The sequence below is a fragment of the Acidovorax sp. BL-A-41-H1 genome (genome assembly GCF_051942715.1).
In genome coordinates this window covers 1,046,647-1,063,146 of sequence record NZ_JBPVJQ010000003.1, presented here as the reverse complement: position 1 = coordinate 1,063,146, position 16,500 = coordinate 1,046,647, and the positions used below count along the sequence as shown (strand labels likewise).

13 protein-coding genes are annotated in these 16,500 nt (G+C 65.5%); 1 reads left to right on the top strand and 12 read right to left on the bottom strand.

What is annotated here, in order from left to right:
• Positions 1 to 51: 51 nt before the first annotated feature.
• The 6 genes from ACTPOI_RS05765 to ACTPOI_RS05740 form a co-directional block, all read right to left on the bottom strand.
• Complete coding sequence (locus ACTPOI_RS05765; RefSeq protein ID WP_440107283.1) at positions 52 to 1,302, bottom strand: CaiB/BaiF CoA transferase family protein; 1,251 nt, start codon at positions 1,300 to 1,302, stop codon at positions 52 to 54.
• Complete coding sequence (locus tag ACTPOI_RS05760; protein WP_440107281.1) at positions 1,299 to 2,135, bottom strand: oxepin-CoA hydrolase, alternative type; 837 nt, start codon at positions 2,133 to 2,135, stop codon at positions 1,299 to 1,301. Before ACTPOI_RS05760 ends, ACTPOI_RS05765 begins: the two co-directional genes overlap by 4 nt.
• 4 nt (positions 2,136 to 2,139) lie before the next feature.
• Positions 2,140 to 3,273 (bottom strand): acyl-CoA dehydrogenase family protein, encoded by a 1,134-nt coding sequence (locus ACTPOI_RS05755; protein ID WP_440107279.1) that lies wholly within the window; start codon positions 3,271 to 3,273, stop codon positions 2,140 to 2,142.
• Positions 3,274 to 3,283: 10 nt separating this feature from the next.
• Positions 3,284 to 4,480, bottom strand: a complete 1,197-nt coding sequence (locus tag ACTPOI_RS05750) for an acyl-CoA dehydrogenase family protein (protein ID WP_440107277.1) — start codon at positions 4,478 to 4,480, stop codon at positions 3,284 to 3,286.
• Between the two features lie 43 nt (positions 4,481 to 4,523).
• The gene (locus ACTPOI_RS05745) at positions 4,524 to 5,699 is read right to left on the bottom strand and encodes an acetyl-CoA C-acyltransferase (protein WP_440107275.1); all 1,176 of its coding nucleotides are present in this window, start codon (positions 5,697 to 5,699) and stop codon (positions 4,524 to 4,526) included.
• A 209-nt stretch (positions 5,700 to 5,908) separates the two neighbouring features.
• Complete coding sequence (locus tag ACTPOI_RS05740) at positions 5,909 to 8,029, bottom strand: 3-hydroxyacyl-CoA dehydrogenase NAD-binding domain-containing protein (RefSeq protein ID WP_440107273.1); 2,121 nt, start codon at positions 8,027 to 8,029, stop codon at positions 5,909 to 5,911.
• 150 nt (positions 8,030 to 8,179) lie between these two features.
• Between ACTPOI_RS05740 and ACTPOI_RS05735 the strand changes: the two genes are divergently transcribed.
• Positions 8,180 to 9,100 carry a LysR family transcriptional regulator gene (locus ACTPOI_RS05735; RefSeq protein ID WP_440107271.1) on the top strand — a complete coding sequence of 307 codons (921 nt, stop codon included), beginning with the start codon at positions 8,180 to 8,182 and terminating at the stop codon, positions 9,098 to 9,100.
• 153 nt (positions 9,101 to 9,253) lie between these two features.
• Here ACTPOI_RS05735 and ACTPOI_RS05730 read toward each other — a convergent pair whose 3' ends face one another.
• The 6 genes from ACTPOI_RS05730 to ACTPOI_RS05705 all read right to left on the bottom strand — a co-directional run bounded on the left by ACTPOI_RS05730 (position 9,254) and on the right by ACTPOI_RS05705 (position 16,356).
• Positions 9,254 to 10,297 carry an ABC transporter ATP-binding protein gene (locus ACTPOI_RS05730; protein WP_440107269.1) on the bottom strand — a complete coding sequence of 348 codons (1,044 nt, stop codon included), beginning with the start codon at positions 10,295 to 10,297 and terminating at the stop codon, positions 9,254 to 9,256.
• Positions 10,294 to 11,283: an ABC transporter ATP-binding protein gene (locus ACTPOI_RS05725; RefSeq protein ID WP_440107267.1), complete on the bottom strand. Its 990-nt coding sequence runs from the start codon at positions 11,281 to 11,283 to the stop codon at positions 10,294 to 10,296. The genes ACTPOI_RS05730 and ACTPOI_RS05725 overlap by 4 nt, the downstream gene beginning before the upstream one ends.
• Before the next feature lie 31 nt (positions 11,284 to 11,314).
• A complete protein-coding gene (locus tag ACTPOI_RS05720) occupies positions 11,315 to 12,226 on the bottom strand; it encodes an ABC transporter permease (RefSeq protein ID WP_069104820.1) in 912 nt (303 codons plus the stop codon).
• Between the two features lie 131 nt (positions 12,227 to 12,357).
• Positions 12,358 to 13,941: an ABC transporter substrate-binding protein gene (locus tag ACTPOI_RS05715; protein ID WP_440107265.1), complete on the bottom strand. Its 1,584-nt coding sequence runs from the start codon at positions 13,939 to 13,941 to the stop codon at positions 12,358 to 12,360.
• Between the two features lie 66 nt (positions 13,942 to 14,007).
• The gene (locus ACTPOI_RS05710; RefSeq protein WP_440107263.1) at positions 14,008 to 15,225 is read right to left on the bottom strand and encodes a M20 aminoacylase family protein; all 1,218 of its coding nucleotides are present in this window, start codon (positions 15,223 to 15,225) and stop codon (positions 14,008 to 14,010) included.
• A gap of 150 nt (positions 15,226 to 15,375) precedes the next feature.
• A complete protein-coding gene (locus tag ACTPOI_RS05705) occupies positions 15,376 to 16,356 on the bottom strand; it encodes an ABC transporter permease (RefSeq protein ID WP_069104817.1) in 981 nt (326 codons plus the stop codon).
• Between the last annotated feature and the right edge of the window lie 144 nt (positions 16,357 to 16,500).

Below are 16,500 nucleotides of genomic sequence, written 5' to 3'. Positions count from 1 at the left end.
AAAGGTCTATAGCGCTTGTCTGGCAAGCGCAGTCCGCTATGGTTTTGATAGTTATGGGAGCGGCGGAAGCGTGAGCACGCCCTTGTCGCGCAGGGCCTCAAGCTCTGCCTCGGGCAGTTGCAGCAGCTGCTGCAGCACCTCGCGCGTGGCGGCGCCCAGGGTGGGCGGTGCATTGCGGATGGGCAGGCGCTGGCCGTCCATCCGGTAGGGGGGTGCAAACACATGGGTAGTGCCGGCCACGGGGTGCGGCATCTCTTGCAGCAGGCCGCCACGGCGCGTGCGCTCGCTGGTCAGCGCTTCGTGCAGGCCGGCCACACGGCCGCAAGGGATGCCTGCGGCAGCCAGGCGCTCCAGCAACACATCGCGCGCAAACCCGGCAATCAGCTCCTTGAGCATGGGGCTCAGCACCAGGCGGTTCTTCGCACGCTCTACATTGGTGGCAAAGCGCGGGTCTTCGACGATGTCGGGGCGATGGATGACCAGGCGGCAGAACTTGTCGAACTGCGCGTTGTTGCCCACGGCGATGATGAGCGGCCCGTCGGCCGCGTCGTACATGCCGTAGGGCACGATGGACGGATGCGCATTGCCGTAGCGCTGCGGGTCGTGGCCCAGCAGCATGGCATCCAGCCCGTAGTAGCCGGTGATCATCAGGCCGCAGTCGTACAGCGCCATCTCGATGTGGCGGCCCTGGCCTGTTTTGGTACGACGAAACAGCGCGGCCAGCACGGCCTGCGCGGCGTACATGCCGGTCATCATGTCCACGGCAGCCACGCCAAACTTCAGGGGGGGCTGGCTGGCCTCGCCGTTGAGCGCCATCAGCCCTGCCTCGCCCTGGATCACCAGGTCGTAACCGGGGCGCTTGGCCTCGGGGCCGGAGCTGTCGTAGCCCGCCACCGAGCAGTAGATGAGGTCGGGCTTGATGGCCTTGAGCTGCTCGTAACCCAGGCCCAGCTTCTCGGCGCCGCCGGTCTTGAAGTTCTGGACCACCACGTCGCACTGCGGCAGCAGGTCGCGGATGATCTTCACGCCTTCAGGCGTCTGCAAATCCACCGTGATGGACCGCTTGTTGCGGTTCATGCTGTTGTAGTAGGTGGTCTCGGTCTTGCCGATGCGCATACCCCAGTCGCGGGTGTCGTCGCCGCGGCCGGGGTGTTCCACCTTGATGACATCGGCACCAAAGTCGGCCAGCACCTGGCCGCACAGCGGCCCGGCAAACACACGCGAGAGGTCGAGCACGCGCACGCCTTCAAGCGGGAAGTCCATGCCTTCGGGCAATGCGGGTGTGGGGGTTGTGGAGATCATTTCGTAGTGTCTTGTGTAGCCGCGCCAGCGGCATTGACCTGGCGCAGGCGTGCGAAATCGGCCGGGCGCTTTTCCAGAAACGCACCAATGCCTTCGCGGGATTCTTCGGTGGCTTGCGACTGCACCATGAGCTGCGCCTCTAGCTCCAGCTGGTCGGTCAGCGGCTGTGCGTAGGCGCTACGGCACAGTGCCTTGATGTGGCCCATGGCAGCGTCAGGCCCGGTGGCGACCTGCGCGGCCAGGGCCACGGCCTGGGCCAGCGCCTCGCCCGGCTCGGCCAGGCGGTTGACGGGGCCCAGCGCGTGCAGACGCTCACCCGAGATGCGTTCGCCCGTGAGGCACAGCTCGGTCAGCACCTGGCGCGACACGAACTCGGCCAAAAAGGCAGTTGCGCCGCCATCTGGCGTGAGCCCCACCTTCACATACGCGACCGAGAACACGGCATTGCGTGCGGCCACCAGCATGTCGCAGGCCAGCGCAAGCGACAGGCCCGCACCGGCTGCTGCGCCCTCCACCGCCGCGATCACCGGCTTGCGGCAGTCGCGCACGGTGCGGATCAGGTCGTGCAGGCCTTCGAGCTTGGCGCGGCGTTCTTGCACCGGCAGCTCGCGTCGCTTGGCCAGCTGGCGCAGGTCACCGCCCGCACAAAAGTGTCCGCCCTCACCCGTGAGCACGATGGCGCCCACGGTGGGGTCGGCCTCGGCCTGCGCCAAGGCTGCGGTCAGCGCCGCATAGAACGCGGGCGACAGCGCATTGCGCGCGGCGGGGTTGTTGTGGGAGAGCACGAGCACCGCGCCCTCGCGGCGTTGCAGCAGAGGCAGTGGTTGCTCCATGGCTTCAGCTCCGGCCGAGCGCGATGAATCGCGCCAAGTGGTGATCCTCATCGCCCAACTGGTGGTCCACCATGACCAGGCGCTTGGCGTAGTGCGACAGGGGCAACTCCCACGTCATGCCAATGCCGCCGTGCAACTGGATGCTTTCCTCGGCCACCAGCGCGCCGATGCGGCCCATGGTGACCTTGGCGGCCGACAGCGCGCGCTCGCGCTCGGCGCGGTCGGTGCTGTCCATGGCAGCGGCTGCGTTGATGACGGCCGAGCGGGCTTGTTCCACTTCGAGCAGCAGGTCGGCCATGCGATGCTGCAGCGCCTGGAAGCTGCCAATCGGCACACCAAACTGCTTGCGCGTCTGCAGGTATTCCAGCGTGTGCTTCTTGGCTACGTCCATCGCGCCCAGCGCCTCGGCGCATACGGCCAGAATGCCCCAGCCCACGGCATGTTCCAGCGTGGCAAAGCCCTGCCCTTCCGCGCCCAGCAGCGCGCCCGCGCCGACCTGCACGTTTTGTAGCGTGACTTCGGCCACGCGGCCACCGTCGATGCGGCCCATGCCGCGGCGTGTGAGGCGCGCAGCATCGGCAGGCACGATGAACAGCGAGATCCCCTCTTCATCGTCCACTGCGCCCGAGGTACGGGCGCTGACCAGCAGCAACTGGGCCTGGTCACCATGCAGCACCACGGCCTTGTGGCCCGTCAGCAGCCAGCCGTCGCCATTGCGCACGGCGCGGGTGGTCACGCGGTTCATCGCGTAGTGCGCGCCGGGCTCTTCATGCGCCAGCGCGGCGACGGTGCTGCCGTCGATAAGGCTGGCGATGTGTTCCTTTTGCGCTTCGCTGCCCGCCAGGCCCAGCGCCCGGCCCACCACCAGCGCGCCGACAAAGGGCTCCACCACCAAGCCGCTGCCCAGGGCTTCAAACACCACGGCCACATCAAAGCCTGCGCCGCCAAAGCCACCATCGGCTTCGGGGAACAGCGCGCCAACCGCGCCCAGTTCGGCAAAGCGGCTCCACAGCGCCGCGTCCATGCCGGTGTCGCCGTAGGCAATGTGGTTGCGGGTTTCGATGCCGTACTGCTCGGCCACGAAGCGGTTCAGGGTGTCCGCCAGCATGCGGCGGTCTTCGGTATGTTCAAAGTTCATCGCGGCAACCTCACAGGCCCAAGATCATTTTTGAAATGATGTTCTTCTGGATTTCATTGGAGCCGCCGAAGATCGACAGCTTGCGGTAGTTGAAGTAGTTGGCGGCCGCCGTCGCAGCCTCCTTCGGGCCCACGGGTTCGTCGGCGTTGCCTTCGTACTGCGCTTCTTCAATGAAGGGCAGTGCATACGGGCCCATGGCGCGGCGGATGAGCGACAGGATCTCCTGGCGGATCTCGGTGCCACGGATCTTGAGCATGGAGCTTTCGGCGCCTGGCGCACCACCACCAGCCACAGCGGCAATCACGCGCAGGTTGGTGGTCTTCATGTTCTCCAGGTCGATCTCGACTTGGGCCATGCGGGCAGCGAACAGCGGGTCCTGGTCCAGCGGCTTGCCGTTCTTCATCACCTTGGCGGCAATCACCTGCAGCTTGGCCAGTGCGGCAATGCAAAAGCCCACGCCTGCGATGCCCGTGCGCTCGTAGGTCAGCAGGTACTTGGCGTACGTCCAGCCCTTGTTTTCCTCACCCACCAGGTTTTCCACCGGCACCTTCACGTCGGTAAAGAACACCTCGTTGACTTCCTTGTCGCCATCGAGCGTGCGGATGGGGCGCAGCTCCACGCCGGGCGAATTCATGTCCACCAGCAAGAAGCTGATGCCCGACTGCGCCTTGGCCTCGCGGTCGGTGCGCACCAGGCAGAAGATCATGTTGGCGTGCTGGCCCTGGGTGGTCCAGGTCTTTTGGCCGTTGACGATGTAGTGGTTACCCTGGCGTACTGCCGTGGTCTTGACCGAGGCCAGGTCCGAGCCCGCGCCCGGTTCGGAGTAGCCTTGGCACCACCAGTCCTCACCGCTCAGGATGCGCGGCAGCCAGTATTTCTTTTGCGCTTCGTTGCCAAACTTGATGAGCACCGGGCCCAGCATGTTCACGCCAAAGGGCACGATGCGTGGGCCGCCTGCCAGGGCGCATTCGGTGTCGAAGATAAACTTTTCGACCGCACCCCAGCCGGGGCCGCCATAGGCCTCGGGCCAGTGGTTGGCCAGCCAGCCGCGCTTGTTCAAGATGGCGTGCCATTCGTCCTGGTCGGCCTTGGTCAGTCGCTGCCCGGCCTTGACCTTGGTGGCGATGCGCTCGGGCAGCTTGGCTTTCAGAAAAGCCTGCACCTCGGCGCGGAAGGCTTCTTCTTGGGGAGTGAAATTCAGGTCCATATCGGGTCGCTTGCAGTTCAGAGTTCGGTGGTGGGGCGCAGGGTCAGAAGATTTCGAAGAGACCTGCAGCGCCCATGCCCCCGGCAATGCACATCGTCACCACGCCGTACTTGGCCTTGCGGCGGCGGCCTTCGAGCAGCAGATGGCCCACCAGACGCGCACCGGTCATGCCAAAGGGGTGGCCGATGGCAATCGCGCCGCCGTTCACGTTCAGCCGCTCGGACGGAATGCCCAGGCGGCGCTGGCAGTACAGGGCCTGCGATGCAAAGGCCTCGTTCATCTCCCACAGGTCAATGTCCTGCACCGTGAGGCCATGGCGTGCCAGCAGCTTGGGCACGGCAAACACGGGGCCAATGCCCATTTCGTCGGGCTCGCAACCCGCCACCGCAAAGCCGCGGAACGCACCCAGCGGCTGCAGGCCACGGCGCTCGGCTTCTTTGGCTTCCATCAACACGCAGGCGCTGGACCCATCCGACAACTGCGAGGCATTGCCCGCCGTGATGAACTGGCCCGTGCCCTTCACGGGCTCGAGCTTGGCCAGGCCTTCCAGCGTGGTGCTCGCGCGGTTGCAGTTGTCTTGCGTGGCCGTAACGTCGCGGTACGTGACCTCACCGGTCTCCTTGTTCTTTTCCATCATGCGCGTGGCGCAGGGCACGATTTCGTCGGCAAACACGCCGCCCTGCTGTGCGGCGGCCGTGCGCTGCTGGCTTTGCAGCGAGAACGCGTCCTGGTCTTCACGGCTGATGCCGTAGCGGTGGGCCACGATGTCGGCGGTGTCGATCATGGCCATGTAGAGATCGGGCTTGTGCTCTTGCAGCCAGGGGTCGATGTCTGCCGGGTTACCGGGGCGGATGGCCGAGATGCTTTCCACCCCGCCCGCCACCATGGCGGGCACGCCTTCGGCCACGATGCGGCCGGCGGCAATCGCCACCGACTGCAGGCCCGATGCGCAAAAGCGGCTGGCCACCATGCCCGCCACCGACAGCGGCAGGCCCGCGCGCAGCGCCGTCTGGCGGCCGATGTTCTTGCCGGTGATGCCTTCAGGGTAGCCGCAGCCCATCACCAGGTCTTCGATCAGCTCCGGGTCGATGCCCGAGCGCTCGACCGCCGCCTTCACGGAAAAGGCCGCCAGCTGTGGTCCGGGTGTGGCATTGAATTCGCCCCGATGCGACTTGGTCAGCGGGGTGCGGGCGGTGGAAACGATGACAGCTTCACGCATGATTTGCTCCTGATTTGATAGCTAACAGGGAAGGATTTGATTGGACTTGAGGCAGAAATCACTCAAAAAGCAGGTTCTGAGCGGTGCGGCGCTGCCCGGGGTCGATGGATTCGGATGGAGCCCACCGGCGCAGCCGCCCTGCCCCGTTCGGACTGGGCTTGTCGAAGCCTTGCTCTTCGCTTCGAAAGGCCGAGCGTGAACGGCCGCGGTCATGCGCCCTTGTTCAGGCTGTCAAAGTTGCGCCCCTCGGCCACCAGCTTTTCCAGCAGCGGCGCGGGCTGCCAGAAGAGCGAGTCTTCCTGGACGAACTCGCGGATGTCGGCCAGCACCTTGGGGAGGCCTGTCATGTCGGCCCACTTCATGGGGCCGCCGCGGTGGCGCGGAAAGCCGTAGCCCGCCACAAAAGTCACGTCCACATCCAGCGGGCGCAGGGCAATGCCTTCGGCCACTACCTTGGCGCCTTCGTTGACCATGGCGGCCATGTAGCGGCGCATGATCTCGTCGGCGCTGAAGCTGCGGGGCGTGACGCCTTTCTTCGCACGCTCGGCATCCACGATGGCCAGCACTTCCGGGTCGGGCTGGCCCACACGGGCACCGTCGGGGTACAGGTAAAAGCCGCGCCCGGTCTTCTGGCCGAACCAGCCGCGCTCGCAGATGCGGTCGGCAATCGCCACATAGCGGGCCTTGGGGTCGCGTGTGGCGGCGCGGCGCTTGCGCGTGGCCCAGCCAATGTCGCCACCGGCCAGGTCCGTCACCTGGAAGGGGCCCATGGCAAAGCCGAAGCCGCGCACCGCAGCGTCGATCTCATACGGGCTGGCCCCGTCTTCGAGCAGGTAGTCGGCCGCCTGCTTGTACACAGCCAGGATGCGGTTGCCGATGAAGCCGTCACACACACCTGCGCGCACAGGCACCTTTTTGAGCTTCTTCGCCAGCTCGAACGCCGTGGCCACCACGTCGGGCGCCACCTTGGCGGGTACCACGATCTCCAGCAGCTTCATGATGTTGGCGGGGCTGAAGAAGTGCAGGCCGATCACGTCTTGCGGGCGGCCAGTGGCGGCGGCAATGGCGTCGATGTCGAGGTACGAGGTGTTGGTGGCCAGCACGGCGCCGCTCTTGCACACGCGGTCCAGCTCGCGGAACACGGCCTTCTTCACCTCGATGTCTTCAAACACGGCCTCGATCACCAGGTCGACCTGGGCAATGTCGGCGTAGTCGGTGCTGCCGGTGTAGCGCGCCATCACGGCAGCCTGGGCGGCGTCGGTCATGCGGCCTTTGGCTACCAGGCCGTTGTAGACCTTTTCCACATTGGCGCGGCCGCGGGCGAGGGCCTCGGCGTCGCGCTCGATCATGGTCACGGGCAGGCCGGCATCCAGCGCCGCCACGGCAATGCCCGCGCCCATGGTGCCGCCGCCGATGACGGCAATGCTGCCCACGGGGCGTGGCTGGGCGGCCTGGGCTTCGGGCACCTTGACGACCTCGCGTTCGGCAAAGAAGGCATGGATGAGGCCGGCGCGCTGCGGGCTGTCCAGGCATTCGAGAAACAGCAGGCGCTCGCGCGTCAGGCCGTCATCAAACGGCAGCTGCACGGCGGCCTGCACGCATTCGATGATCTTCAGCGGCGAGAACAGGCCGCGCGACTTCTTGGCCGTCTCGGCCTTTTGCGCTTCGAGCCAGGCCAGTGCGGCCTGCGGCTCGGCAATGGCGAGGTCGCGGGTGCGGCGCACCGGGGCGTTGGCTGCCAGCAGTTCGCGCACATAGGCGAGGCCTGCGGCCAGCGGGTCGGTGTCGTCCACGAGCTTGTCCACCAGCCCTGCATCCAGCGCGGCCTTGGCCTTGAGGTGCTGGCCGCTGAGCATCATGGCCGTGGCGGCCTGCACGCCCATCAGGCGCGGGGCGCGCTGCGTGCCGCCGGAACCGGGCAGCAGGCCCAGATTCACTTCGGGCAGGCCCAACGTGGCTGCCGGCAAAGCCAAACGGTAGTGCGCTGACAAAGCTACTTCCAGCCCACCGCCCAGCGCGGCGCCGTGGAGCACGGCGACCACGGGCTTGTTCAGGTTTTCGATAGCACCGCAGACCTCGGGCAGCAGCGGAGCTACGGGCGGCTTGCCAAATTCGCGGATGTCCGCCCCGGCGATGAAGGCCTTGCCGGCGCCCACCAGCAGCACGGCCGCCACGGCAGCATCGGCCTGCGCCTGCTGCATGGCGGCCAGCAGGCCCTGGCGCACGGCGGCGCCCAGGGCGTTGACGGGCGGGTTGTCGATGGTGACGACCAGGACGTCGCCGTGCAGCGCGGTGGTGACAACGGAAGATGCGGGAATGGCAGCGCCCATGCGGCAAAGTCTCCTGGTGGTGGGAACCTGTTGATGACCGGGCGATTGTTGATGCGTGAAGTTATCTTGACAATTACATAGCCCATTGACAGACTGTCAAAGGCCTTTTGACAAACCGCCTAAAATCGGCGATTTCACGCAGCCCCCGCCATGGAACTCACCTCCCTCACCGTGCTGGTCGACATCCTGGATGCCGGCAACCTCAGCCAGGCCGCCCGCAACCTGAAAATGACGCGCGCCAACGTGAGCTATCACCTGCACCAGCTGGAGAAGTCGGTGGGCGTGCAGCTGGTGCGCCGCACCACGCGCCGGGTGGAGCCCACCGAGGTGGGCCTGCGCCTGTACGCCCACGGCCGCGCCATCCAGAACGAAATGCTGGCCGCGCGCGAGACCATTGCCACGCTGGGCCAGGGCTTGCAGGGCCGGGTGGGCCTGAGCGTGCCCAGCGGCTACGGGCAGATGGTGATGTCGGACTGGCTGATCGACTTCAAGAGGCTGTACCCCGGCATCGTGCTGGATGTGCGCTTTGAAAACCGGGTGGACGACCTGATCCGCGACGAGGTGGACATTGCCATCCGCGTGATGCCCGAGCCGCCGCCCACCCTGGTGGCGCGCGACCTGGGCAGCGTGCACTACATCGCCTGCGCATCCCGCGCCTACGCCGAGGCGCACGGCCTTCCCCAGAGCTTTGACGCACTGCAGGCCGCGCCGGTGATCACCTCAGGGGTGGTGGGCAAGCAGTTGCGCCTGCGCGGTTACCGTGGGGATGAACGGCAGGAGGTGCTGCTGGAGCCCACCATCATCTCCGAGCACTTTCCCTTCTTGCGCCAGGGCATCCTGGCCGGGCTGGGCGTGGGGCTGGTGCCCGACTACGTGGTGCAGGACGCGGTGACCAGCGGCGAGGTGCTGACCACGCTGGACGACTGGCGGCTGAGCATCTTTGGCACGCAGATGTTCATGCTGTACATGCCCGACCGCCACCAGACGCGTGCGGTACGCACCTGCATTGACTACCTGCTGGGACGGGCGCTACCAGCGGCCGGCCACGGGGTGGCTGCGGATCCCGGATGAGCACTTTTTGCGTACTTACAAGCAAAAATAGCCGCAAGTGCAGGTATTACTTGCACTTGCAGCTATTCAATTGATAGCAATCGCTGCGGTGAATGCAGCGCTGCCGGATGAGTCCCGGCGCCGCGCGCCAACCCACCCGCGCGACGGCTGGCGTCAAATCCGGCCTTCCTCCACGGCGTGGCAAGCAATGCGGATGCCGCCAATGCTCAGCAGCTGCGGGCGCTCCGTGCGGCAGCGGTCGTTCACATGCGGGCAGCGCGGGTTGAAGGCGCAGCCGGGTGGCGGGTTGAGCGGGTTGGGCACCTCGCCCTGCACGGGAGTGCGCGCCTTGCCGGTGTCGTGCATCTTGGGGATGGCATCGAGCAGCATGCGCGTGTAGGGGTGGCGCGGCGTGTCAAACAGCGTGTGCTTGTCGGCCAGCTCCACCAGACGGCCCAGGTACATCACGCCCACCTGGTCGCTCACGTGGCGCACCACGGCCAGGTTGTGGCTGATGAACAGGTAGGTCAGCTGCCGCTCGCGCTGCAGGTCCTTCATGATGTTGAGCACCTGCGCCTGCACTGATACGTCGAGGGCGCTGGTGGGCTCGTCGCAGACCAGGAACTCGGGCTCGGTGGCCAGGGCGCGCGCAATCGAGATGCGCTGGCGCTGGCCGCCCGAGAACTGGTGCGGGTACTTGACCATGTCGAGCGGCGACAGGCCCACCGACTTGAGCAGCTCGCCCACGCGGGTCTTGAGCTCGGCCTCGTCGGTGATGAGGCCGTGCTCCTTCAGCGGCTCGCCAATGATGTCTTCCACCAGCCAGCGCGGGTTCAGGCTGGCGTACGGGTCCTGGAAGATCATCTGGATGCGGCGGCGCATGGCCTTGGCGTTGTTGCCCTTGAAGGCAGCATGCGCATCCTGGCCGTCAAACGTGAGGCCACCACGGGTAGGCTCGTACAGGCCGACCAGCAGGCGGGCCACCGTGCTCTTGCCGCAGCCGGACTCGCCCACCAGGGCGAGCGTCTTGCCTTTTTCGATCTCGAAGCTCACGCCATCCACAGCATGCAGCAGCGTGCGCGGCTTGCGCTCGATCACGCGGTTGAGCCAGGGGGCAGATACGTCAAAGGTTTTGGCCAGGTCGTGCGCCTGGACGAGGGCCTTGCTGTTCACGGATGTCGTCTTTGTATGGGTGGGGGCAGCGGTGTTCGTGTTCATGCGGCCACCCCGGCTTTCGCAGCGGACTTGCCATCGTGCAGCCAGCAGGCGGCGCGCGTGGTGCCTGCGTCGAGCAGGTCGGGGCGCTCTACCAGGCAGCGGTCAAAGGTCTTGGGGCAGCGCGGGTTGTAGGCGCAGCCCTTGGGAATGGCGTTCAGGCGGGGCATGGCTCCGTCGATCTGGTTGAGGCGCTCGCGGTCCATCGTCATGTCGGGGATGGAAGCCATGAGGCCGCTGGTGTAGGGGTGCGAGGGGCGGTTGATCACGTCGTGCACGGGGCCGATCTCGGCCACGCGCCCGGCGTACAGCACAGCCACGCGGTCGCAGGTCTCGGCGATCACGCCCATGTCGTGGGTGATCAGCATCACCGCGGCGCCGCGCGATTTGCAGATGTTTTTGAGCAGCGTGATGATCTGCGCCTGGATGGAGACATCCAGCGCGGTGGTGGGCTCGTCGGCCACGATGAGCTTGGGCTCGGCCGCCAGGGCCAGGGCAATCACCACGCGCTGGCGCATGCCGCCCGAGAACTGGTGCGGGTAGTGGTCGATGCGCTCTGCCGCCGCCGGAATGCCGGTGTCCTGCAGCAGCGCAATGGCGCGCTGGCGGGCCTCGGCGGGCGTCACCGGCAGGTGGGCCAGGATGGTCTCGGTGAGCTGGCGACCCACGGTGTACAGCGGGTTCAGAGAGGTCAGCGGGTCCTGGAAGATCGCGCCGATGTGCCGGCCGCGGATGTGGCGCATCTCGTCGTTGCCGAGGTTGTCGATGCGCTTGCCTTCCAGCAGGATCTGGCCCGAGGCCACGCGGCCCGGTGGCTCCAGCAGGCCGATGATGGCCGCGCCCGTGAGGGACTTGCCGGCGCCAGACTCTCCCACTACACCCAGGATCTCGCCGGGTGCGATGGAAAAGGAAATGTCGTCCAGGGCGCGCAGGGTACCGCGGCGGCCCGGAAATTCGACAACGAGGTTTTTGACTTCTAGGAGGCTCATGGGATGGTCGTTTTTATTGTTCTGGTCGGGCTCAACGAAGACGGGGGTTGAGGGCATCACGCAGCCAGTCGCCCAGCAGGTTCACCGACAGGGCAATCAGCACCAGCATGGCGCCGGGGAAGACGGTGATCCACCATTCGCCGGAGAACAGGTAGTCGTTACCGATGCGGATCAGCGTGCCCAGCGACGGCGAGGTGGGCGGCGCGCCCACACCCAGGAACGACAGCGTGGCCTCGGTGATGATGGCCGTGGCCACCTGGATGGTGGCCAGCACCAGCACCGGGCCCATCACGTTGGGCAGCACGTGCTTGCGCATGATGCGCAGCGGCGATACGCCCGTTACGCGGGCGGCCTGCACGTATTCCTTGTTGCGCTCGACCAGCGTGGAACCACGCACGGTGCGCGCGTACTGCACCCAGCCGGTGAGCGAGATCGAGATGATCAGCACGCCAAACGCCAGCGACTCATGTGCGTTGGGAAAGAGCGCCCGGCCCACGCCCGCGATCAGCAGCGCCACCAGAATGGCAGGGAATGACAGCATCACGTCGCACAGGCGCATGAGCACGGCATCGATCCAGCCGCCGCGGAAACCCGCCAGCAGGCCGAACGACACCCCCACCACGACGGACAGCAGCACCGAAGCGAGGCCCACCACCAGCGAGATGCGTGCGCCGTAGATCAGCGCCGAGAGGATGTCGCGGCCCTGGTCATCGGTACCCAGCAGGTACTTGGTGGAGCCTTCGGCAATCCACGCGGGGGGCAGACGGGCATCGCTCAGTTCAAGCGACGCGAGGTTGAACGGATTGTGCGGGGCGACCCATCCGGCAAAAAGCGAGCAAAAGACGCAGATCAGCGCAATGGTGGCCGCCAGCATGGCCACCGGCGATGTGCGGAAGCTGTAGCCAACGTCGCTGTCCAACCAGCGGGCAAGGGTAGTTTTCATTGTGGGAAACCAGTAAACATGCGGCGACGCAGGTCGCGGGTAGCGGCCATGCGTCGCCCTGTGGACTCAATAACCGTGGTTCGGTTCTAGGGGAAAAAAGATAGCGCGGTCTGCAAGGCCAGGGGCCTGGCTTACTTCTCGATGCTCATCCACTTGAAGGGCATGTAGTTGTCGGCCAGCTGCACCAGCTTGACGTTCTTCTTCACGCCCCACGCCAGTGCCTGCTGGTGCAGCGGCAGGTGGCCGATATCGGCGGAATGGATGTCAAACGCTTCCTTGATCATGGCGTTGCGCTTGGTCTTGTCGGTCTCGACCTGGATCTGCTTGGTCAGCTCGTCGAGCTTGGGGTTGCAGTACGCACCCAGGTTGAACTGGCCGGCACCACCCTTGTCTTCGGGGCAGATCATCAGCGCGTTGAGCGCGTTGTGCGCGTCGTACGTGGTCGGCGTCCAGCCCAGCATGTAGAAGCTGGTGTCGCGGCGCAGCACCTTGGGGAAATACGTGCCCTTGGTCTCGGCCTGCAGGTTGATCTTGACGTTGATGCGCGCCAGGTTGGCCGCCACGGTCTGGCAGATGCGGCCGTCGTTCACGTAACGGTCGTTCGGGCAGTTCATGGCCACTTCGAAGCCGTTGGGGTAACCGGCTTCTGCCATCAGCTTTTTGGCGGCTTCCACGTCGTACGGCAAACGCTTGGCATCGGGCAGGAAGCCGTTGATGCCGGGGCCCACCATCAGCGCCGACGGGTTGGACGCACCGCGCATCACGGTGCGCTTGATGCCGTCGATGTCGATGGCCTGGTAGAAGGCCTGGCGCACGCGCTTGTCCTTGAACGGGTTCTTGCCCTTGACGTTGGAGTACAGCAGCTCGTCGCGCTTCTGGTCCATGCCCAGGAAGATGGTGCGCAGCTCGGGGCCGGTGATGGCGCGGGCATTCGGGCTGCTGTTGATGCGCTCGATATCCTGCACAGGCACGGGTTCCATCACGTCGATTTCGCCCGACAGCAGTGCCGCTACGCGGGTCGCGTCGTTGCCGATGGGTGTGAAGATGACCTCGGTGGCGTTGCCTTCGATCTTGCCCCAGTAGGCGCCGTTGCGCACAAATGCGGTGCGCACATTGGGCTGGCGCTCGCGCAGGCGATACGGGCCGGTGCCGTTGGCGCGGAACGACGCGGCGTTTTCGATGCCCTTGCGGCGGTCCACGGGCGTAATGGCCTGGTTGGTCTCACACCACTTCTTGCTCATGATGTACGAGGTCGTGATCACATCGGGCAGGATGGGCTGGGGTGCAACGGTCTCGATCTCGATCGTGTGGTCGTCGATCTTGCGAACGGTCTTCACATCGCTATTGGTGGCGCGCATGTCGGAGCCTTCGCCCTTCATGCGGCCAAAGCTGAAGATCACGTCGTCGGCCGTGAATGGTGTGCCGTCATGGAATTGCACGTTCTTGCGCAACTCGAAGCGCCACACGGTGGGGGAGGTCTGCTTCCAGGCGGTGGCCAGGGCCGGTGCAAGGCTCAGGTCCTTGTTGCGGCCGACCAGGGGCTCGTACACGTTGCTGGTCACGCTCAGCTGCAGGGATTCATTGAGCGAATGCGGGTCCATCGACAGAGCGTCGCCCTGGTTGGCGATCCGGATGGTCTGCGCACTGGCGACGACGCCGGTGGTTGCGAGCGCTGCGAACAGGGCCGTCAGGGCAACTTTCTTTTGAAAACTCATGGAGATCTCCTGGTGGTGAATGGGTGCGTAAGCGGCTGCGCTTGCGTGTGAATAAGGGTGCCCACCCTAGAGGGTCGGCAATGGCATTGACTGCTCGATCAGGCTGGCGTGCAAGGCCGAACCCAGCGGCAGGATGTCGTCGTTGAAGTCGTAGCGGCTGTTGTGCAGGGCGCTACCGCTGGCGCCCGTGCCCTGGCCAATGCGCAGGTACGCGCCGGGCTTGGTCTGCAGCATGAAGGAGAAGTCTTCCGCCCCCATGCTGGGCTCCAGGTCGCGCACCACATGGTCGGCGCCCAGCAGGGACTCGGCCACATCACCGGCAAAGATGGCCTCGGGCTCGCTGTTGATCGTGGCGGGGTAAATGTGCTCGTAGTGAACGGTAGCAGTGGCGCCAAAGCCCAGCGCAATGGCGCTGCACAGCTCTTTCAGGCGTTTTTCCACCATCTCCTGCACGACAGGGTCGAAGGTGCGAACGGTACCCACCAGCGTGGCCGAGCCGGGCAGCACACTGAAGGCGCCCAGGTCACCGGCCTGCATGGCGCACAGGCTGACCACCGCGCTTTCAATCGGGCGCACGTTGCGCGAAACGATGCTCTGCGCTGCAGTGATGATGTGTGCGGCGACCAGCAGCACATCCACCGTCTGGTAAGCGTGCGCACCATGGCCGCCGCGTCCGGTGATCTCGATGGTGATGCGGTCGGCTGCGGCCATCATGGGCCCCGCGTTGATACCCACTGTGCCCGGCTTCATCGAGGGCCAGTTGTGCATGGCGTAGATCGACTGGACCGGAAAACGGTCAAACAGGCCGTCTTCCATCATCACGCGCGCGCCTGCAAAGCCCTCTTCGCCCGGCTGGAACACCAGCACGGCCGTGCCGTCAAAGTTGCGGGTTTCGGCAAGATACCGCGCCGCCCCCACCAGCATGGCGGTGTGACCGTCGTGGCCGCAGCCGTGCATCAGCCCGGGCTTGCATGACTTCCAGGAAAAGTCGTTGTGCTCTGCCAGAGGCAGCGCGTCCATGTCGGCCCTCAGGCCCACCATGCTGCCGCTGGCCGTACTGCGGCCGCGAATGACGCCGACAACGCCGGTGCGACCGATGCCGTCATGGATCTCGTCCACACCGCAGACCTTGAGGGCCTCTTTCACCCGGCTGCTGGTGTAGACCTCCTCAAACCCCAGTTCGGGGTGGGCATGCAGATCGCGGCGCAGCGCGGTCAGTTCGGGGTGGTACTGCGCAATGCGCGCAAACACCCGCCCGCCGGCTTTGTATCGAAGCGGCTGCATGTCAGGCGTCCAGCGCGCTGTGCGCTATCGGCAACGCCCCGCAGGGGTGTTGCACCTGCTGGAGACACCGGGCAAGGGCCGCCCCGCAGCAAGGGTGTCGTCCCCCTTGAGGGGGAAGGCGCCGCAGGCGACTCAGGGGGTGCTTCATGTCTAGTGTCCTCCGGCCTTGCCCACGCGCAGGCGCGGATCGACCGCAAAGTACAGCAGATCGACCACCAGGTTGATCACCACGAAGATCAGGGCGATCAGGCACAGGTAGGCGGCCATCACGGGGATGTCGGCGAACGTCACGGCCTGGATGAACAGCAGGCCCATGCCTGGCCACTGGAACACCGTTTCCGTGATGATGGCAAACGCAATCAGACCACCGAGTTGCAGCCCGGTGATGGTCATCACCGGAACCAGCGTGTTCTTCAGCGCATGGCCGAAGTGGATAGCCCGGTTCGACAGGCCGCGGGCCCGGGCGAACTTGATGTAGTCGGTGCGCAGCACCTCCAGCATTTCGGCACGCACCAGCCGCATGATCAGCGTGAGCTGGAAGATGGCCAGCGTGATGGCCGGCAGGATGATGTGGTGCCAGCCCTTGGCCTTGAGCAGGCCGGTGCTCCACCAGCCCATCTGCACCACCTCGCCACGGCCAAAGCTCGGGAACCAGCCCAGCGTCACGGCAAACACCAGGATCAGCAGGATGCCGATCAGGAAGGTGGGCAGCGACACGCCCAGCAGCGACAGGGTCATGAACACCTGGCTGGTGAACGTGCCGCGCTTGAGCGCCGCATACACGCCCATGGGCACGCCGATGACCAGGGCCATGAATGCCGCCACCAGGGCCAGCTCCAGCGTGGCCGGGAAGCGTTCGGCGATCAGACGGGAAACCTTGGCGCCCTGGCGCAGGCTCAGGCCGAATTCGCCCTGGGCGGCATTCACCAGAAAGTGGCCGAACTGCACAAAGAAAGGTTTGTCGAGACCGAGCTGGGCGCGGAGTTCGCGGACCTGTTCGGGGGTGGCGTCCTGTCCAAGAAGAAACACCACGGGATCTCCGACGTACTGGAACAGCATGAAGGAGATAAAGGCCACCGTGACCATGACAACCACAGCCTGTAGCAGGCGGCGCAATATGAAGGCGAGCATCAGAGAAGTCGAGTGTGTGTTCGATAGGAACGCCAACGCCGCTTTTGGCAGGGTTGGCGCTATGGGGCAATACGCAGGCAGGGTAAACCAAAAAGAGCAAGGGTCGCGGAACCCATGCGACCCTTGCTCTTGCCCAGTGCGTGG